The 19,004-nt window shown below is 70.4% G+C and carries 16 protein-coding genes; 9 read left to right on the top strand and 7 right to left on the bottom strand.

Annotation, left to right across the window (positions count from 1 at the left end; genetic code table 11):
• Positions 1-432: 432 nt before the first annotated feature.
• From ASC81_RS10575 to ASC81_RS10565, 3 genes are all read left to right on the top strand, one after another.
• Positions 433-1,743 carry a TAXI family TRAP transporter solute-binding subunit gene (locus ASC81_RS10575; RefSeq protein ID WP_056267482.1) on the top strand — a complete coding sequence of 437 codons (1,311 nt, stop codon included), beginning with the start codon at positions 433-435 and terminating at the stop codon, positions 1,741-1,743.
• 130 nt (positions 1,744-1,873) lie between these two features.
• The gene (locus ASC81_RS10570) at positions 1,874-4,183 is read left to right on the top strand and encodes an FdhF/YdeP family oxidoreductase (RefSeq protein ID WP_056266307.1); all 2,310 of its coding nucleotides are present in this window, start codon (positions 1,874-1,876) and stop codon (positions 4,181-4,183) included.
• The gene (locus ASC81_RS10565) at positions 4,149-4,370 is read left to right on the top strand and encodes a hypothetical protein (RefSeq protein ID WP_056266303.1); all 222 of its coding nucleotides are present in this window, start codon (positions 4,149-4,151) and stop codon (positions 4,368-4,370) included. The genes ASC81_RS10570 and ASC81_RS10565 overlap by 35 nt, the downstream gene beginning before the upstream one ends.
• Here the strand turns inward: ASC81_RS10565 and ASC81_RS10560 are convergent.
• Positions 4,367-5,158 carry an SDR family oxidoreductase gene (locus ASC81_RS10560; RefSeq protein ID WP_056267479.1) on the bottom strand — a complete coding sequence of 264 codons (792 nt, stop codon included), beginning with the start codon at positions 5,156-5,158 and terminating at the stop codon, positions 4,367-4,369. The two genes, ASC81_RS10565 and ASC81_RS10560, sit on opposite strands and share 4 nt — an antisense overlap.
• Positions 5,159-5,385: 227 nt before the next feature.
• Here ASC81_RS10560 and ASC81_RS10555 point away from each other — a divergent pair, with 227 nt between their 5' ends.
• The 3 genes from ASC81_RS10555 to ASC81_RS10545 all read left to right on the top strand — a co-directional run bounded on the left by ASC81_RS10555 (position 5,386) and on the right by ASC81_RS10545 (position 7,683).
• The gene (locus ASC81_RS10555) at positions 5,386-6,141 is read left to right on the top strand and encodes a class II aldolase/adducin family protein (RefSeq protein ID WP_056266301.1); all 756 of its coding nucleotides are present in this window, start codon (positions 5,386-5,388) and stop codon (positions 6,139-6,141) included.
• A 63-nt stretch (positions 6,142-6,204) separates the two neighbouring features.
• Positions 6,205-7,056: a bile acid:sodium symporter family protein gene (locus ASC81_RS10550; RefSeq protein ID WP_056266299.1), complete on the top strand. Its 852-nt coding sequence runs from the start codon at positions 6,205-6,207 to the stop codon at positions 7,054-7,056.
• A gap of 12 nt (positions 7,057-7,068) precedes the next feature.
• A complete protein-coding gene (locus tag ASC81_RS10545; protein WP_056266295.1) occupies positions 7,069-7,683 on the top strand; it encodes a glutathione S-transferase family protein in 615 nt (204 codons plus the stop codon).
• Here the strand turns inward: ASC81_RS10545 and ASC81_RS10540 are convergent, their stop codons facing one another.
• The 5 genes from ASC81_RS10540 to ASC81_RS26980 form a co-directional block, all read right to left on the bottom strand.
• Positions 7,684-8,535 (bottom strand): hypothetical protein, encoded by an 852-nt coding sequence (locus ASC81_RS10540; RefSeq protein WP_056266293.1) that lies wholly within the window; start codon positions 8,533-8,535, stop codon positions 7,684-7,686.
• A gap of 3 nt (positions 8,536-8,538) precedes the next feature.
• Positions 8,539-9,294 carry an alpha/beta fold hydrolase gene (locus ASC81_RS10535; RefSeq protein WP_056266289.1) on the bottom strand — a complete coding sequence of 252 codons (756 nt, stop codon included), beginning with the start codon at positions 9,292-9,294 and terminating at the stop codon, positions 8,539-8,541.
• A gap of 63 nt (positions 9,295-9,357) precedes the next feature.
• Complete coding sequence (locus ASC81_RS10530) at positions 9,358-10,896, bottom strand: Do family serine endopeptidase (RefSeq protein ID WP_056266287.1); 1,539 nt, start codon at positions 10,894-10,896, stop codon at positions 9,358-9,360.
• Between the two features lie 141 nt (positions 10,897-11,037).
• Complete coding sequence (locus ASC81_RS10525; RefSeq protein WP_056266282.1) at positions 11,038-11,235, bottom strand: hypothetical protein; 198 nt, start codon at positions 11,233-11,235, stop codon at positions 11,038-11,040.
• A 71-nt stretch (positions 11,236-11,306) separates the two neighbouring features.
• Positions 11,307-11,678 (bottom strand): TraR/DksA family transcriptional regulator, encoded by a 372-nt coding sequence (locus tag ASC81_RS26980; RefSeq protein WP_056266279.1) that lies wholly within the window; start codon positions 11,676-11,678, stop codon positions 11,307-11,309.
• An 85-nt stretch (positions 11,679-11,763) separates the two neighbouring features.
• On the opposite strand from ASC81_RS26980, the gene ASC81_RS10515 reads away from it, so the two are divergent.
• Positions 11,764-15,249 carry an adenylate/guanylate cyclase domain-containing protein gene (locus tag ASC81_RS10515; RefSeq protein ID WP_162245888.1) on the top strand — a complete coding sequence of 1,162 codons (3,486 nt, stop codon included), beginning with the start codon at positions 11,764-11,766 and terminating at the stop codon, positions 15,247-15,249.
• A gap of 172 nt (positions 15,250-15,421) precedes the next feature.
• Positions 15,422-17,665: an SLC26A/SulP transporter family protein gene (locus tag ASC81_RS10510; RefSeq protein WP_056266275.1), complete on the top strand. Its 2,244-nt coding sequence runs from the start codon at positions 15,422-15,424 to the stop codon at positions 17,663-17,665.
• A 22-nt stretch (positions 17,666-17,687) separates the two neighbouring features.
• Here the strand turns inward: ASC81_RS10510 and ASC81_RS10505 are convergent, their stop codons facing one another.
• Entirely contained in the window at positions 17,688-18,071 is a 384-nt protein-coding gene (locus ASC81_RS10505) for a hypothetical protein (RefSeq protein ID WP_056266272.1), read from the bottom strand.
• Between the two features lie 215 nt (positions 18,072-18,286).
• Here ASC81_RS10505 and ASC81_RS10500 point away from each other — a divergent pair, with 215 nt between their 5' ends.
• Positions 18,287-18,904, top strand: coding sequence for a Crp/Fnr family transcriptional regulator (locus ASC81_RS10500; protein ID WP_056266269.1), 618 nt, complete (start codon positions 18,287-18,289; stop codon positions 18,902-18,904).
• Positions 18,905-19,004: the final 100 nt, after the last annotated feature.

Below are 19,004 nucleotides of genomic sequence, written 5' to 3'. Positions count from 1 at the left end.
ACATCTGAGACTCGGGAAGGCCGGAGCAATTCCGTCGAGTGCGAGCTAACTGCGAGTCTGGACGCCCCGGCCCGCCAGGGCTGTGTCCAAGCGATACAGGCGGTCCGTTGCGCTTGAACCCACGGGGCTTGTGGAATCGGACGCGCTGCGACGACGGCTGTTCAGCGAGAGCGGCCGTCACAGTCCGGCCCGCGCGCCTCCCATACGATCCGCCGGTCCTCCATCGGCAAAGGCCCAGCCCGTGCGACGCCTCGGCATCACGATCATCCTCACCCCTGCGACCACCACGCATGCTGGCGCTCAGGAGCGCCAGCGTCCCCGCAACACGCGGGCCCAGCCCTTGCGCGTTCAGGACGGCAAGCCGTGACCCCGATTCAGCAATGGCATGCCACCCGCAGCCTGCGACTGCTGCTGGAGACGCTGCGCGACCTGATGGTCTCGATGGGCCCGCTGCTGCTGCTCGGCGGGGGCCTGCTGGTCGCGGCCTACTGGTGGCTGGACCCGCAGCCGCCGCGCCAGGTGAAGCTGGCCACCGGCCCGGCCGGAAGCGCCTACGCCAGCTTCGGCGAGGGCTATGCGAAGGCACTGGCGCGCGAGCGCGTCCGTGTGGCGCTGATCGCCACGGAAGGCGCGCAGGACGATCTGGCCCATCTGCGCGCGGGCACGGCCGATGTGGGCTTCGTGCGCGGCGGCATGGCCGATCCGGTGGCCGACACCGAGGCCGGCATCGTCTCGCTGGGCAGCCTGTTCTACGAGCCGGTCTGGGTCTTCTACCGCCGCGATCTGGCCATCGCGCGCCGCCAGCCCGGCGGCGAACTGCAGCGGCTGGATCAGCTGCGCGGCCTGCGCGTCAATGTCGACCAGGACGGCAGCGGAGTACCGCAGATCGTCGAGAAGCTGCTGGCGCTGAACCAGCTGAACCCGGCCGATCTGCAGCTGTCCCATCTGGCGCCCGACGCCGCGGGCGAGGCGCTGCGCCAGGGCCGGCTGGACGCCGCGGTGCTCATCTCGGCGCCGCAGGCCGGCCTGATCCGCACGCTGCTGCGCGATCCGGCCATCGCGTTGATGGCCTTTGAGCAGAACGAGGCCTATTCGCGCCACCTGCCCTTCCTGTCCACCGTGAGCCTGCCGCGCGGTGTGGTGGACCTGGCGGCCGACTTGCCGCCGAACGACGTGCCGCTGCTCGCCACCACTACCGCCCTGCTGGCGCGCGAGCAGACGCACCCCGCGCTGCGCCAGCTGTTCGCGCAGGCGGCCCTGCGCCAGCACGGCGAGGCCGGCTGGTTCAACGGCGCGCGCGACTTCCCCAACACCCGCACCAGCGAGCTGCCGGTCAGCGCCGAGGGCGACCGCGCGATCAACGGCACGCCGCCGGCCTGGGCGCGCTACCTGCCTTTCTGGGCCGGCAATCTGCTGGAACGCATGTGGCTGGTGGTCGGCGGCTTGCTGGTGCTGATGCTGCCGCTGTCGCGCGTGGTGCCGCCGCTCTACACGTTCCGCGTGCGCTCGCGCGTGTTCCGCTGGTACGCGCGGCTGCGCGAGGTGGAAGCAAAGCTTGAAACCGGCGCTAGCGGGCGCGACGCTTTGCTCGATGAGCTGGATGAGCTGGACCGCGTCACCCACCGCATTGCGGTGCCGCTGTCCTATGCCGAAGAGCTTTACGCGCTGCGCAACAACATTCATGCGGTGCGCAAGCGCCTGTTGGCGCAGCGGTCCCGGCCAACAGACGGACCGACCGGCTGATCGACAAGCGACGCGGCGGCGTGCTGCGGACTGGCTGTGAGGCAGGCACGGTGGGACGGTGGCAGCGTCCTTGGGTTCGATGAAGTCCGCTATCAGCAGTCAATCGCACGTAATGCTAGGCTGCCTCGCCATGAGCGAGCCAAAGAAGATCGAGCTGTACGACGGCCCCGCCGGGGGCTGGGGCGCGTTGAAGAGCGTCGCCAAGCACCTGAACGAGCAGGGCGTGGCCGTGAAGGGTGCGAAGACGCTGCTGCACGCCAACCAGACCGACGGCTTCGACTGCCCGGGTTGTGCCTGGCCGGACCGTGACCATCGCTCGACCTTTGAGTTTTGCGAGAACGGTGCCAAGGCCGTGGCGGCGGAAGCGACCGCGCGGCGCGCGACGCCGGAGGTCATCGGCGCGAAGACCGTGAGCGAGTGGGCCGCGGCGTCCGACTACGAGCTGGAAGCGACCGGCCGCCTCACCGAGCCCATGGTCTATGACGCCGAGACGGACCGTTATCGCCGCACCACCTGGGACGCGGCGTTCGCGCTGATCGCCCGTGAACTGCAGGCGCTGCCCAGCCCGAACGAAGCGATCTTTTACACATCGGGCCGCACCAGCAACGAGGCCGCGTTCCTGTACCAGCTGTTCGTGCGCGAGTACGGCACCAACAATTTCCCCGACTGCTCCAACATGTGCCACGAGCCCAGCGGCTCGGCGATGAAGCCGACGATCGGCGTCGGCAAGGGCACGGTGACGCTGGGGGATTTCGAGCTGGCCGATGCCATCTTCGTGTTCGGCCAGAACCCCGGCACCAACCACCCGCGCATGCTCGGCGAGCTGCGCGCGGCGCGCAAGCGTGGCGCGCGCGTCGTCAGCTTCAACCCTTTGCGCGAGCGCGGGCTGGAGCGTTTTGCCGACCCGCAGAACGCTTTTGCGATGGCCACCTTGAGCGACTCGCCAATCAGCAGCCACTACTTCCAGTTGAAGGTCGGCGGCGACTTTGCCCTGCTCAAGGGCATGTGCAAGCATGTCGTGGCTCTGGGCGCGCTGGACCGCGGCTTCATTGCCGAGCACACCACTGGGTTCGACGATTTCAGCGCCGAGCTGGAGGCCCAGCCCTGGGCGCCGCTGGTCGAAGCCTCGGGCCTGACGCGCGAGCAGATCGAGCAGGCTGCCGATCTCTACGTGGCCAGCGAGCGCACCATCGTCTGCTGGGGCATGGGCATCACCCAGCACCGGCATTCGGTGGCGACCATCCAGATGATCGTCAACCTGCTGCTGCTGCGCGGCAACCTGGGCCGGCCCGGTGCGGGTGCCTGCCCGGTGCGCGGCCACAGCAATGTGCAGGGCGACCGCACGATGGGCATCTACGAGAAGCCCGCTGCTGCTTTCCTGGACAAGCTCGGCGAGGTCTTCGGCTTCGAGCCGCCGCGCGAGCCGGGGTTCGACACGGTCGGCGCGATCCAGGCCATGCTGGACGGGCGTGGCAAGGTCTTCATCGCGATGGGCGGCAACTTCGCTGCGGCCACCCCCGACACCGCCGCCACCTGGCGCGCGCTGCGCCGCTGTGAGCTGACCGTGCACATCACGACCAAGTTCAACCGCAGCCATGTCGTGCACGGCCGCCAGGCGCTGGTGCTGCCGGTGCTGGGCCGCACCGAGATCGACATGCAGGCGACGGGCGCGCAGGCCGTGACCGTGGAGGACTCGATGAGCATGGTGCACCTGTCCGCCGGCATGAATGCGCCGGCCAGCGAGCACCTGCTGTCCGAGCCCATGCTGGTGGCCCGCATGGCGGCCGCCACGCTCGCGCACAGTCGCACGCCGTGGCTGCAGCTGGCCGGGGACTACGCCGCCATCCGCGACAAAATCGAGGCCGTGCTGCCTGACTTCGCCGGCTTCAACGACAAGCTCAGGACCCCCGGCGGCTTTCGTCTGCGCAACACCGCCAGCGAGCGCCAATGGGCCACGGCCAGCGGCCGTGCCGCGTTCAGCACGCATGCGCTGCCCACCGACCTGGCCGTCGACCGCGCGGCCGAGCGCCACCTGGACCAACGCGTTTTCACGCTGACGACGCTGCGCTCGCACGACCAATACAACACGACCATCTACGGCCACGACGACCGATACCGTGGCGTCCATGGCCACCGCCGGGTCGTCTTCATCCATGCCGACGACATCCGCGATCTGGGCCTGAAAGCCGGCGACTGGGTGGACATCACCAGCCTCTACATCGACGAGGCCGGCGGCGACGTGCAGCAGCGCCGCGCCGAAGCCTTCCTGCTGGTGGCCTACGACATCCCGCGCGGTTGCCTGGCCAGCTACTACCCCGAGACCAACCCGCTGGTGCCCCTGCAGAGCTTTTCCATCGGCGCGCGCACGCCGACCAGCAAGTCCATTCCCGTCGTGCTGACGCCGCATGTCGACCGAACTGCTGCTGCAGACGCTGCATGAGCTGGCGCCTGGCGGCCAACCGGTCGCGCTGACGCGGCTGGCCAAGCGGCTGGACCAGCGCGTCAGCGTGCTGCTGCGTGAGCTGACCGCGCTGAGCGACGCCAGCGTGGGCGGCGTCCCCGGGCCGGGCCTGGTGCGGCTGGCCTGTGATGATGCCGGTCGTTGGACCGTGGAGTTAAGCGCTTAGCTTTTCGCCGTGCCAGGCTCGGCCATCCGGCGGTGCTGGGCGGCCAGCAGCTCGGCCGGCGTCACATTCGCCAGGATGGCCTGCAGCTTGTTCTTCCAGCCGGCCACCACGTCGCTCTCGCCGTCCTTCATCGCCTCGTAGCCGGCCTTGGCGACGTCCGCGGGGTCGGCCTTCTTGTCGTCGGTGCCGACCTTGGTGTCCGTCATGTCGGCGCGTGCGAAGAAGTGCGTGTCGGTCGGTCCCGGCATCAGGCACGTCACCGTGATGCCGGTGTCCTTGAGCTCGTCGCGCAGCGCGTAGCAGAAGGAGTCGATGAAGGACTTGCTGGCGTTGTAGACGGCCTGGAACGAGCCGGGCAGCAGGCCGGCGATGGAGCCCGTCACGAGGATGCGGCCATGGCCGCGGGTGCGCATGTCGCGCCCCACCTGCTGGATCAAGTCGAGCGTGCCAGTGATGTTGGTGTCGATGACATGGCGCACGTCGGCAAAGTCCTGGTCCAGGAAGCCGCGGCCCAGACCGTGCCCGGCGTTGGCCAGCAGCGCCGCGACGGGCCGGCCGGCGATGGCCTGCAGCAGCAGGCGCACGCCGTCCGCGGTGGCCAGGTCGGCCTTGACGACCGTCACGTCGGCACCCTGGGCGCGCAGCTTTTGCGCCACTTCGTCCAGCGGCCCCTCGTCGGCGGCGATGACCAGGTCGTGGCCGTCTTCAGCGCAGAGGCGCGCAAGTTCCCGGCCGATGCCGGAGGACGCGCCGGTGACGACGGCGAGCGGGCGGGCGGTGGTGTTCATGCAAAGCTCCTCGGCGGTTGTCAGCACACCCGGTCACGATGAACTTTCGCTTCTCGCCGCTGCGTAGGACGAGGCCTCATCGAGCTGCCTGGCGGTCCAGTTAGGGACGGCATTGCGATTGCTGGCTGCCCCTGGCACGCACTGGGACATCCCCTGATTTGTCCGGTTTCAGACAGTGCAGACGCCCCAGGCATGCCCAAATCGCGCCACCACAACAGGAGACACGAATGAGCCATGCCGTGCGCGACCAGGTATCCGCCGACGAATGGGCGCTGCGCCAGGACCTCGCCGCCTGCTACCGCCTGGTGGCGCTGATGGGCTGGGACGACCTCGTCTTCACCCACATCAGCGCGCGCGTGCCCGGCCCCGAGCACCACTTCCTGATCAACCCCTACGGCCTGATGTTCGACGAGATCACGGCCAGCAACCTGGTCAAGGTCGACGCGCAATGCCGCAAGCTCATCGACACGCCCCACCCGGTCAACCCGGCGGGCTTCGTCATCCACAGCGCCGTGCATGCGGCGCGACACGACGTGCAATGCGTGCTGCACACCCACACCACCGCCGGCGTGGCCGTCAGCGCGCAGGCGGGCGGCGTGCTGCCCATCTCGCAGCAGTCGACCTTCGTGCTGGCCTCGTTGGGCAGCCATGTGTACGAGGGTGTGGCCTTCCGCCCCGACGAGGGCCCGCGCCTGCAGGCCGACCTCGGCAGCAACACCTTCCTGCTGCTGAAGAACCACGGCCTGCTGACGGTCGGCGCGTCGGTGGCCGACGCCTTCCTGGCCATGCACACCTTCGAGGCAACCTGCCGCATCCAGCTCGCCGCGCAGAGCGGCGGCGGGGCGCTGACGCCGGTGGACCCCGCCATCCTGCGCGGCACCGCAGAAGCCATGCGGGTGCAGACGGGCGGCCTCGGTGGCGCCTTCGTCTGGCCGGCGCTGCTGCGCAAGCTGGACCGCGTTGGCAGCAACCACCGCGATTGACCCCTCGTCCGCCCGGCCCGGCTTGGGAGCGGCCCGGCGCTCGGCCCGCAAGAAGGAACTGACATGACCACTGCCATCCTCACCAACGCCCTGCTCGCCGTCCTCGCCGTCGTCATGGCGGGCCTGGGCCTGTCGCTGACGCTGGACGACTTCCGCCGCCTGCGCGAGCACCCGCTGGCGGCCGTGCTGGCGCTGGCCCTGCAGGTCGTCGTGCTGCCGCTGGCCTGCATCGCCGTCATCGCCGCCTTCAAGTTGCCGCCGCTGTACGCCGTCGGCCTGATGCTGCTGGCCGCCTCGCCCGGCGGCATCACGGCCAACCTGTTCAGCCATCTGTTCGGCGGTCATGTGGCCATGAACCTGTCGCTGACGGCGCTCAACACCCTGCTGTCACTGGTCACGCTGCCGCTGATCGCCAACTGGGCGATTGCGCACTACGCCGGCGGGGGGCAGGTCGTGCCGCTGCCGTGGCAGAAGCTGGCCGAGGTCATCGGCGTCATCGCCGTGCCGGTGCTGGCCGGCATGGCCGTGCGGCGCTCGCGGCCCGCGCTGGCGGCGCGGCTCGACAAACCGGTCAAGGCGCTGTCCGCCGTGCTGCTGGTGGTGCTGACGGTGCTCGCCATCGCCAAGGAGCGGCAGGCGCTGATGGGCGCCGCCGGCGAGCTGGGCGGCGCGGTGCTGGCCTTCAACCTGCTGAGCCTGGGCGCCGGCTACGGCCTGGGCCGCCTGGTACGGCTGCCGCGGCCGCTGTGCATCGCCATCGGGTTCGAGGTGGGCATCCACAACTCGACGCTGGCGCTTTACCTGGCGCTGGGGGTGCTGCAGCAGTTCCCGGTCGCGCTGCCGGCGGCCTTGTACTCGGTCAGCATGTATGTCACCGGACTGCTGTTCGGGATGTGGCTGAAGCGTTCCAGCTGACACACTGCGGCCATGAAACTCCTCGGCCGCCTCACCTCCATCAACGTCCGCAAGGTCATGTGGACCGCCGCACAACTCGACCTGCCGCTCGACCGGGAGGACTGGGGCGCCGGCTTCCGGTCTCCGCAGGAAGCGGGCTACCTGGCGATGAACCCCAACGGCCTGATCCCCGTCCTCATCGACGGCGACTTCGCGCTGTGGGAGAGCAACACCATCTGCCGCTACCTGGCCACACAGCGCTACGCCACCACGCTGCTGCCCACCGAGGCGCAGGCGCGCGCCAAGGTCGAGCAATGGATGGACTGGCAGGCCGGCGAGCTGAACAACAGCTGGCGCGTGGCCTTCATGGCCCTGGTGCGCGGCCAGCCGGCCACGCCCGACGCCATCGAGGCCGGCGTGGCGAACTGGAACCGCCACATGGGCATGCTGGACGCGCAACTGGCGCAGACCGGTGCGCATGTGACCGGCGACGACTTCACGCTGGCCGACGTCGTGCTCGGCCTGTCGGCCCAGCGCTGGAAGAACGCGCCGATCACGCGCGTCGACCTGCCGGCCGTCGAGGCCTGGATGCAGCGCCTGGGCGCGCGGCCCGGCTTTGCCGAGTTTGTCGACAACGGCATGCCCTGATCAGGGCTTCGCCTGCGCCCGGTCGACGATCTGCTGGCCGGCGAGCTTGGCAGCAGCGAGCTGTTCCGGCGTCGGCGGCACCTTGAAACGCAAGCTGCGCTGCTGGACCAAGTTCGCGGCGACCGCCGGGCCATGGGTGCCGGCCATCTGGCCATGGGCGAACAGGAAGGCCAGCTTCTCGGTCTCGCTCAGGCCCCAGGCCTCGGAGGTCACGACGGCGCCCGACAGGCTGCCGGGGTGGCCGGCCAGCGCGTCGCGCCTCATGGCGGCGGTGACTTCCTGGCGCAGCGCCGGTGCCAGCGCGTCGGGCTGCACGGCGCCCGCGTAGACCGACGCCGCCTCGGGCACGCCGCCGCGCATGGCCCGCAGCGCCAGCTCGGGCAGCAGCGCGCGGTGCTGGGCCGTGACGGTCTGGCAGCGCCGGGCTTCGGCATCTGCCTCCTGCATCAACTGGGTCATCATCTCCGGCGCCACGCCCCCGTTGCGCGCTTGCTCGAAGCTGTGGCGGCGGTGCTCGGTGGTGGCGCAGTCGCCCAGCCATTTCACCGCCGCCCAGGCCGCTGCCGGGTCGTTGCCGGCGTGGGCGCGCTCGATGTGAGCGCCATAACCTTCCGAGCCAATGCGCGGTGCCGTCGCGACCGGCTGCGTCGCCTTGGGCTGCGCTTGGGGCGGCGCAGCGGCGATGCCGGATGCGGAAGCGCCGGGCATGCTGGCCGGCGTGGGCCAAGGCAGCGGCAATGGCAGGGCAGCGCTCGGCGCCTGCGCTGGCGCGGGCTCGCCGGACAGCCAATGCCCTGCGCCAGCCAGGGACAGCAGGAGGACGGCGGCGAGCAACCAACGTGCGCGCTTCATGCCTCAGCCCCGCGTGGCGAGCAGTTCGCGCACCGTCGCCACGACGAGCGCCGGTTCGCTGAATTGCGGGAAGTGTCCGCTGCGGTCGGCCGCGACATGGCGCCCCAGCGGCGACATTGACACCAGCCCGCGCTGATGGGCCGCCCGCGCGGCCAACAGCTGCGGCTTGGTGGCCCAGCGCATTGCCGGCTTGCTGCCGGTGATCACGCGCAGCGGCACGGCGGGGAAGGGCGGCGCCGCGGCCAGCTCGGCGGCGGAGCGCTCGGTCTGGCGCGTCTCGTGGTGCGGGTGCAGCGGCGCGACGCGGTTCATCAGCCAGGCCAGCCCCTGCTGCAGCGCGTTCTCATGCGCCTTCAGCGCCGTCAGGTCCTCGGGTGCCGACGCCTCCAGCAGCACGACCCCGGCGACCTCGCCCGGATGCCGGCGCGCGAACAGGTTGGCGATCAGGCCGCCGAAGGAATGGCCGACCAGGACATACGGCGGCGGCAAATCCAGCACCGCCAGCAGGCGGTGCAGGTCCGCCGTCATCGCGCCGGCCGTCTGTGGCTCGGCGGGCGCGGCGCTGCGGCCCACGCCGGGGCGGTTGTAGGCCAGCGTGGTCGTTTGCGCCGAAAGGTCAGCAAACACGCGCATCCAGCCCGCCAGCGGCCCGCCCGAGCCGTTGATCAGCACCGCGATGGGCCCGCCCTGGCCGGCCACCAGCACTTCGACGGCGCGGCCATCGACGTCGATGACACGGGAGGCAGGCAGCGGTGACATGAAAAAATGGCGGGCCGTGATGGGCCCGCCATTCTGCTGGCGCTTTGTCGCGCCGTTAGGTCATCAACCCAGCCGCACCGGGACAAAGATCTGCTGGCCGCCGCGCGACACCAGCAGCGCCACCTGCTTCGGCGCGTCCTTCATCGCCGCGCGCACCGCGTCGATGTCCTGCACCGGCTTGCCGTTCAGCGCCAGCAGCACGTCGCCGGGCTGCACGCCGGCCAGCTGCGCCGGGCCGGTCACGCGCTCGATCAGCAGGCCGTGGTCCAGCCCCGAGCCGCGCAGCTCCTGGCGTTCCAGTGGCCGCAGCGCCAGGCCCAGCTGGCCGCCTTGGGGCGCGGCGCTGGCATCCTGCACATCCTTGTCGGCGCGGCCAAGGGCGACGGTTTCGCTGACGCGGGCCTTGTCGCGCCAGATTTCCAGCTTGAGCTTGTCGCCCGGTTGCGCCAGGCCGACGCGGCTGGACACATCGCCCGCCACGCGCACCGGCTCCCCGTCGACCGCCGTGATGACGTCGCCCGCCTTCAGCCCGGCCTTGGCGGCGGCGCTGCTCGGCTGCACGCTCGACACCAGCGCGCCGTCGGGCGCGTTCAGGCCGAACGACGCGGCCAGCGGCGCCGACAGGTCCTGCAGCGTGACGCCCAGGCGCGCGTGCTCGACCTTGCCGTGGGCGACAAGCTGGTCCTTGATCTTCAGCGCCACGTCGATGGGGATGGAGAAGGCGAGTCCCTGGAAGCCGCCGCTCTGCGAAAAGATCTGCGCGTTCACGCCGACGACGCGGCCCGAGGCGTCGAACAGCGGGCCGCCCGAGTTGCCAGGGTTGACGGCCGCATCGGTCTGGATGAAGGGCACCACGCTGTCGCCCGGCAGCGAGCGGCCCTTGGCGCTGACGATGCCCTGCGTGGCTGTCTGCTCGAAGCCATAGGGCGCGCCGATGGCCAGCACATAGTCGCCGACCTGCACCTGGCGCGGGTCGCCCAACTGAACCGTCGGCAGGCCGTTGGCGTCGAGCTTGAGCACGGCGATGTCGGTGGCCGGGTCGCTGCCCAGCACCTGGGCCTGGAACTCGCGGCGGTCGCTGAGCTTGACGGTGACCTGCTTGGCGTCGCGCACGACGTGGGCGTTGGTCAGCACCAGGCCATCGCTGCTGATGATGAAACCCGAGCCCTGGCCGCGAAAGGGCTGGGGCCCGCGCGGCTGCATGCGCATGCCTGGCACGCCGCGGAAGAAGCGGAAGAAGGGGTCGTTCTCCAACCCCTGCATCTCGGCGTTCTCCTCGGCGCTGGCCTTGTGCAGGCCGGCGACATTGATGCCGACGACGGCCGGGCCTTGGGTTTGCACGATGGCGCGGTAGTTGGGCAGCTGGGCCGGGGGCAGCGCGACGGCGGGTTGCGCTGCGACGGCAGCGGCCGCTGCGGCCACAGGCGTCGGCGTCGGCGTCGGGCTGGGCGGGGCGCCGCCCGTTGCGGGTGCGCTGCTGGGCGCCTTGTCCTGCAACCAGGCGGGCAGGGCCCAACCCGAGGCGCCCGTGGTGATGGTCACGCCGGCGGCCAGCAGGGCGGCGGCCGTGGCGGTCAATGCGGTCTTGGCAGTTCGGGTCATCGAGTTCTCCTCAGGCAGGCTGCGGCGCAGCCGATGCCAGCCACTCTAGGCAGCCAGGGTGAGGGCTCGATGAGGCGAAGGTGAGGCGAAAGTTAAGGCGCAGGCCGCGCCTGCGCGCCAGGCGCGGCGCCTACGCAGGTGTCAGCTGCGGTCGGCTTCGGGCTTGTCGCCGCTCTCCGGCGCGCGGGACGGGTCGTCCTTCTTGCGCGCGGCGGTCGCGGTGCCGTGCTTGCCTTGCGACTTGTCCTGCATGCCGATGTCGGTCGGCTCGGTCGCGTTGCCGGCGTGGCGGCGTTGGTCTTTCTCGCTGCCTTGTCGTTGCGGGTCGGGGTGGGCCATGGCGTGCTCCTTTTTTGCGGGGACATGGCGGCGGCAATCGCCGTGCCGGCAGTCTTTGCAGAATCGGCCGTCTACGCCGGCTGCTCCGCGCGTTCCTGGCAGGCGACGCAGCGCGCCGCGGTGGGCTGGGCCTGCAGGCGCGGCAGCGGGATGTCGCAGCCGCAGTCCACGCATTCGCCATAGCGCCCTTCGTCCATGCGCGTGCGGGCGGCGGCGATGTCGCGCAGCTCCTGCGTGTCGCGGCCCTGCTCGGCATGGCGCACCGTGTGGCGCGCCTCCTCCTCGCCGCGCTCGCCGTTGTCTTCCACCGGGCCGCCCGGCGTGCGGGTCATGTCGCCGGCTTCTTCGGCGCGCAGCGCGCCCACCTCGGCGCGCAGCTCAGCCTCGCGCTCGTCGAGCCGGGTGCGCAGCTGTTGCAATTCGGCGCTGTCTTGCAGGGGCATGGCGATCTCCTTGGCAGCCGGCGAGCGGGCAATTGCCGTGCCGGCAAGCCTTCTCTGCTCGCATGGCGTGGTTATCCTGCGCTTCATGTCCACCGAGCAACAGCAACTCCAGGCCGCGATCCATGCGTTGCAGGCACAGCGCGAATTGCTCGGCGATGCGGTGGTCGATGCGTCCATCGGAGCGCTTCGTGCCAAGCTGGCTGCGGTGGCAGACGCGGCAGCGCCCGCGTCCAAGGCCGTGCAGCCGCCGCAGGCGCTCAGGCAGGTGAGCATCCTGTTCGTTGATGTGGTCGGTTCCACCACGCTCAGTCAGCAACTGGACCCTGAGGAGACCAGCGCCGTCATGGACGGCTTTCTGCGGCGCGGTACCGCCACCGTGCAGGCCCATGGCGGCCGCGTCGTGCAGTACGCCGGCGACAGCATGCTGGCCGTCTTCGGCGTTCAAGAGGCTGCCGAGGACGACGCGGAGCGCGCCGTGCGTTGCGGCCTGGGCCTGCTCGACCTCGGGCGGGCGCTCGCTGCCGAAGTGCTCGCCACCCATGGCCTGGCGGGCTGCCATGTGCGCGTGGGCATCCACACGGGCGGCGTGCTGCTTGGCGGCGGCGGCGGCGGTGACGGTGACGAGAACGCCGTTCGCGGCCTGACTGTCAACATCGCTGCGCGCATGGAGCAGACCGCTGCAGCGGGGGCGCTGCGCATCAGCCATGACACCTATTCGCACATCCGTGGCCTGTTCGAGGTGTCGTCGCCCGAATCGCTGCAGGTCAAGGGCGTCGACCAGCCCATCACGAGTTATTTGGTACGCAAGGCCAAGCCGAGGTCCTTCCGGATCGCCAAGCGCGGCATCGAGGGCGTGGCCACGCGGATGATCGGCCGCGATGCCGAATTCGAGGCGCTGCAGGCCATCTTCAAAGACCTGTTTTCCCAGCCCCGCCTGCGCGTCGTTCTGGTGGTGGCCGAGGCAGGCATCGGCAAGAGCCGCCTGCTCGACGAATTCCAGGCCTGGACGGAAGACCGGCCGGAGACCGTCTACCTCTTCCGCGGCCGCGCCACCCCGCAGACGCAGGGCCAGCCCTTCGGCCTGCTCCGCGACATCGTCGCCTGGCGACTCCAATTGAGCGACGAGGACACGCTGGACGAAGCCAAGGCCAAGATCGAGCGCGGCCTGATGCCCCTCTTTGCCGATGAGCCCGAACACGCGCAAGCCCATGCCCACCTGCTGGGCCACCTGATCGGGCTGGACTGGAAGGACAGCGCGCACCTACGCGGCATCCTCGACGACCCCAACCAGATCCGCAGCCGCGCCCTGCATGCGGCGGCGCAGATGTTCCGCCGCGTGAGTGGCCAGAAGGGCTTGCCCGTCATTCTGCAGCTGGAGGACTTGCACTGGGCCGACGATGAAACCCTGGACTTCCTGAGCGATCTGGCCCAGGTCAATGCCGACATGCCGCTACTGCTGCTGGCCTTCAGCCGGCCCACGCTGCTGGAGCGACGCGCCGACTGGCTGAGCGGCGGGCAAGCCCACACACGCATCGACCTGCATCCGCTGGGCAAGGCGGACAGCCGCAAGCTGGTCAACGAGCTGTTGAAGAAGCTGCCCGAGGTCCCGGACGCACTGCGGGAAGTCGTCATGGGCGGCGCCGAAGGCAACCCCTTCTACATGGAAGAGCTGGTGCTCATGCTGATCGACCAGGGCGCCATCGACGCCTCGGGTGCCCCCTGGCAGCTGCGGGCCGACCGGCTGCTGGCGACCAAGGTGCCGTCCACGCTCACGGGCGTGCTGCAGGCGCGGCTTGACGGCCTGCCCGCGGACGAGCGGCTGACGCTGCAGGAAGCCAGCGTCATCGGCCAGGTGTTCTGGGTTCGGGCGCTGGCGGCGCTGGATGCCGACAACGAGGCGAGGCTGCCGCGCTTGGTGCAGCGTGAACTGGCGCTGCCGCGCCTCGACAGCGAGCCCGACGACCTGCGCGAATACGCCTTCAAGCATGCCCTGTTGCACCAGGTGACGTATGGCACCGTGCTCAAGCGTCAGCGCTCGATGCTGCACGCCAAGCTGGCTCACTGGCTGGCGGCGCAAAGCCAGGGCGACAGTGCCCGTGCCGGCGAGTTCCTTGGACTGACAGCCAAGCATTTCGCCGACGCCGGCGATGCGGGCAACGCGGCTGAATTCCATGCCCGCGCCGCTGAATATGCGGCCGACCGGCTGGCGCACGCGTCAGCCCTGGCTCATGTGAAGCAAGCCTTGGCTTCGATAGACGCCGCAGGGGCCAGCGCCCACCAGGCTGCGCTGCGTTGGCGGCTGATTTGCGTGCGCGAGCGAACCTGGGAGATTCAGGGCGAACGTGACAAGCAGGCGGCGGACATCGACGCGATGGACGGCATTGCCGACTCGCTGGACGACGATGCCCGGCGCGCCTATACCGCCTGCCGCCGCGCCACCCATCTCAGGCGCATCGCGGCGCATGCCGACTGCGAGCGCGCGGCGCGGCGCGCCGTGGCGCTTGCGGACAAGGTGCTGGCAAAGTGGGCCCTCAGCCTGGCGCCGGCTGGCGTCAACGATGAACTTCACGAGATACGGCTGATGAGCTTGAGATGGGTGGGCCACGCCGTGATGAGCCAGGGACGCTGGGACGAGGCGCGACTTGTCCTGCAACAAGCGTTGAGCGAGGCATGCGAGCGCGGGCTGCCCAAGGCGCAGATCCTCTGCCTCAACAGCCTGGGGATCCTGGCCGAGCGTTGTGATGACCGTGTGGGTGCCCTCGGCATGTTCCGTGAAAGCCTGGCGATATCCCGTCAAGCAGGTGATCGGCGCAATGAGGCCATCCAGCTCGGCAACGTGGGACTGCTGTCTCTGCCGCTGGGCGACTTGTCTACTGCCCAGCGCGACCTGGACGAGTCATTGCAGATGGTTCGCCAGAACGGCGACCGGGCGCTGGAGTGCGCGCGCTTGTGCGGCCTGTCTGCCCTGGCGGTGTTGAAGGGCGAGGCCGACCGCGCGCGGGTCCACGCGGGCAACGCTTTGGACACAGCAAGGGCCGTGCAGGCGCGGGAGTGGGTGGCCTTCGCATCGTTTTGCCTGGCAGATGCTCTGACAGCGGGCGGCCAGGTTGCGGCGGCGGCGGCGGCCTATGCCGAGGCGCGCACGCTGGCCGAGGAACTCAACTCAGGCTGGCGATTCGATGCAGGTGCAGGGTTGGCCAGCCTGTTGTTGGCGCAGGGTGACATCAGTGGCGCAGTGCGGGCGTTGCAACCGCTGCTGCCGCCCGCCGAGCAGCCCGTCGACGAGGCCGTCGCGCAAGGGACCGCCATGTCCGGCGGACCGGCTGCGCCTGCGAGCGCGGCCGGCAGCTTTCCTGGCGCGGAGTGGCCGCGCAAGATCGAGTTCACCATCCACCGGGTGCTTGCGACCGCAGGCGACCCACGCGCGGCTGAGTGGCTGCAGCGCGCCCACCGCACGTTGATGGCGCAGGCCGACGCCATCAAGGACGTGGCGCTGCGGCAGATGTTCCTGACCAACATCCCACACCATCGCGACATCGCCGCGCGTTGGCAAGCGCGTGGTGGGCAGTAGCGCCGCAGCGATGTCGATGCGGCAGCGCACGCGGTCCCGCGGCTAGGCAGCAGCCGGCGGCGGCGGCGGTGAAGCCATGTTCGCGGCGGCCGCGCGCGCAGATCGATCCCGACACTGCACGCCGAATAGCCTCGATGGGAGACACTGAGCCACCTTCACGAGCCGGCAGCCGATGCACCTCAGCGACGACCGCCGCACCCACCTCGGCTGGATACGCGAAACCCTCGCTGGCTGCACCGGCGCGCTGGCCGCGCTGCCTGTGGCGCTCACCGTGGGCTTGCTGGCCTTCGCTTCGCTCGGGGCGGATGCAGCCCGCGTGGCCCTACCCGCGGTCCTGGTCACTGCTGGGTTCGGCGGCCTCATCCATGCGGCGCTCAGCCGCACCAGCCTGCCGACAGCGGGCCCGTCTTCAACGACGGCCTTGATCCTTGCCACCCTGGTCACGCAGCTTGTCGCCGACCCCCGACTGGCATCGGCCACGCCCACGGGCATTCACGGCATCGTCGCCTTGTGCGGGATGGCGCTGCTGCTCAGCGGCGTGGTGCAGATCGGATTTGCACTGCTCGGCCTGGCGCGGCTGGCGCGCGTCGTGCCCCAGCCCGTGCTTGCCGGGTTCATGAACAGCGCGTCGGTGCTGACGGTGCTGGCGCAGCTGCCGCTGCTGCTCGACCTGCCACAGGGGAGCCGCTTGAGCCTGGGCCAGCTGGGTGCCGGCAACCCGGTAGCGCTGACCCTGGGCCTGGGCACCGCTGTCGGCATCTGGTGGACCGCCCGGCGCCGGCCGCGGCTGCCGGCGGCGCTGCTCGGCTTGGTGGCCGGCGCGGCGGTGCATGCGCTGTGGTCGCTGCTGGTGCCGATGTTTTGGCCTGCGCACGCCGGCTCGCTCTCGGCCGGCGCCCTTGTCGGCCCGTTGCCGTCGGCGCTGCCATGGCCGCCCGCGCTGCTGCCGCTGCTGGAGCGCGGCGGCTTGGCGCTGCTCCAGGCGCACGCCGGACCCGTCACCGTGACGGCGCTGGCGCTGGCCGCAATCAGCACGCTGGAGTCGTCGCTGAGCGTGCGCGCGGTGGACCAGCAACTCAACACCAGGCATGACCCCCGACGCGAGCTGATCGTCCTGGGCTTCAGCAACATGGCTTGCGGCCTGCTCGGTGGCTTGCCGCTCACAGCCGCGCGCGTGCGCGCCCAGGCCACGCTGCGCGCCGGCGGCCGCGGGCGTGTCGCCGTGCTGGTGGGGGCGGCGGTGTTGGGGCTGCTGTTCCTGTTGGGTGCCCCCTTGCTGGCGCGGCTGCCGCTGCCGGTGCTGGCGGGGGTAATGCTGATCGTCGCGCTGGGCCTGGCCGACCGCTGGACCGGGCACTTGCTGGCGCGCTGGTGGGCCGGCGACCATTCGCGCGACCTCGCGCTGGGCCTCGGCGCAGTGTTCGTCATGGTCGTCACCACCCTGTGGCAGGGCATGGCCGCGGGCATCGGCCTGGGCGTGCTGCTGTCGTTGGTGGCCTTCGCCTCGCGCATGAACCGCTCGCTGCTGCATGACCGCTATCTCGCATCCGCACGCCCCTCGCGCCGCATCTACCCCCTGCCTGTCGAGGCGCGGCTGCAGCCGCTGCGCGCCGGCATCACCGTCTTCGAGCTTGGCGGCGCGCTGTTCTTCGGCAGCAGTGAACAGCTGCTCGACGCAGCCGACACGCTGGATGCCGAATGCCGCAGCCTCGTGATCGACATGCGCCGCATGAGCGCCATCGACGAGTCCGGCGCCGTGGCGTTGCAGCAGGTGGTGGCACGGCTGCAGGCGCGGGGGATCCGCGTCGATCTGGCGGGGCTGGCGCTGGGGTCGGCGGCGGCACACGCGCTGCACAGCTTCGGCGCGCGTTCGCTCGCCGCGCCCCATGTTCTGCACTGGCCGGACGCCGACCGTGCCATAGAAGCGGCGGAGCACCGCCTGCTGGATGAAGGTGACGTTCTGGCGATGGCCGAGGTTTCCCTGGCCGACTCGGCACTGCTGGCCGGGCTGGACAGCGCCCAGGCGGCCGTCGTCATCGCCAAGCTGCAACCCCGATCTTTGGCCGCGGGCGAAGCCCTGTTCAGGGAGGGCGACCCGGGCGACCGTCTGTATGTGCTCGGCAAGGGTTCGGTCAGCGCCGTCAGCCAGCCTGACCGACATGGGCGCACGCAGCGCTACCTCAGCGTGTCGCCGGGCATGATGATCGGCGAGACGGCGATGCTCGACGGCGGTGGCCGCACCGCCGGGGCGGTGGCCGACGCGCCCACGCTGGCCTACGCGTTGACGCTGGACAGCCTGGACGAGATGGGCCGCAGCCATCCGGCCATTGCGATCCGGCTGCATCGCAACGTGGCCCTGCACCTGTCGCAACGGCTGCGCGGTGCGGCGGGCGCGTGGCGCGACAGCACGCGCTGACCCGCAACACCGACACCGTCGGTCATCGCGCGCTGCCGCGGGTCCACGTGGCCACCGGTGCGGCGTCCTGCCGGTCACCGTGCGCCGCCAGCGCGGGCGCCGGCTGACCGGCGAGCCGCGTCCAGGCGGCCAACTGTTCCGGGGTGCTGTCCCATTCGCGTGCGAACACCGAAGTGCCGTGCCGGTACATCCACAGCGCCAGTTCAGCAGAAGGTGCGTGCCCGGCGTTTGCCAACGCGATGAACCGGCCGTAGGCCTCGGGGAAGCGGGCCTGGCGGAACGAGGTCAGCGCGTCCGCATGCGAACGCTCGATGGTTGCTGGCGTCGACTGCGCGATTGCGCTTGGCGCGTGGCTGCCCAGCACGAGCAGGGCAGCGGGGATCCACTTGAAGGCGGCGTTGGACATGGTGAGGCTCCTGGGCGTGTGCGTTGGATAGGCGGTCCCGCCGGGAGGCGGCGGCGCCTTTTGCAGCGGTGATCGCATGGTCGCGCCGCCAGCGCCCCGTGGAGCGCACCGGTTCAATAGTGAACGCCCGATGCGCTGCGGGCCGGCTGATGGCGTGGTTACAGTGACTGGCGCCTGGCGGTCCTCGGGCTCAGCAACGAACGCGGGAAACGGCGATGGAACAAGCGGACGAGATCCTGGTCGAGCTGGCGAAGCTGGGCGACACGCGCACCTGGGAGCCTGGCACCGCGGTCGTCAACGAGGGCGATGTGGCGGACTGCATGTACATCGTGCACAGCGGCGAACTGCGTGCAGTGGTGGCTGGCGAAGGCGGGCGCATGGTGGAGCTGAACACACTGGGCGCCGGCGAGTTCTTCGGCGAGCTGATGCTCAGCGGGGAGCGGCGTGCCGCCACGGTGGAGGTGACGTCCAGGGCAAGGCTGACACGCGTTGGGCGCGCCGAGCTGGAGCGCGTGCTGGCGTCGCGGCCCGATCTCGCCCATCACCTCATTCAGCGCCTCGTTGAGCGGGTGCGCACGCTCACGCGCACCGTGGGCCGCCTGGCCTCCGTCGACGTGTACGGGCGGCTGGTGGGGCTGTTTGAGGCGCTGGCCATCGACACCGGGGGCCAGCGTATGGTGCCGGGCCCGCTGAGCCAGACGCGCATCGCTGAGCGGCTTGGTGCGTCGAAGGCCATGGTCAACCGGCTGCTGCAGGACCTGGCGCGCGGCGGCTATATCGAGGTGTCGCGAGAGCGCATCGTGCTGCTCAGGAAACTGCCGCCGCGCTGGTGACGGCGAGCCGGCTTGCCTCAGCCGGCCCGGCTCCGTGACAACCCGCCCGGGACATTCCCGGGTGCGGCACGGCGACGCAAATCCATGTCGCGCCGCTGCA

Source organism: Pelomonas sp. Root405, assembly GCF_001425165.1.
In the GTDB taxonomy this organism is placed as follows: domain Bacteria; phylum Pseudomonadota; class Gammaproteobacteria; order Burkholderiales; family Burkholderiaceae_C; genus Pelomonas.
The sequence above is the reverse complement of the archived record's forward strand: the minus strand, read 5'-3'. Positions and strand labels throughout refer to the sequence as shown.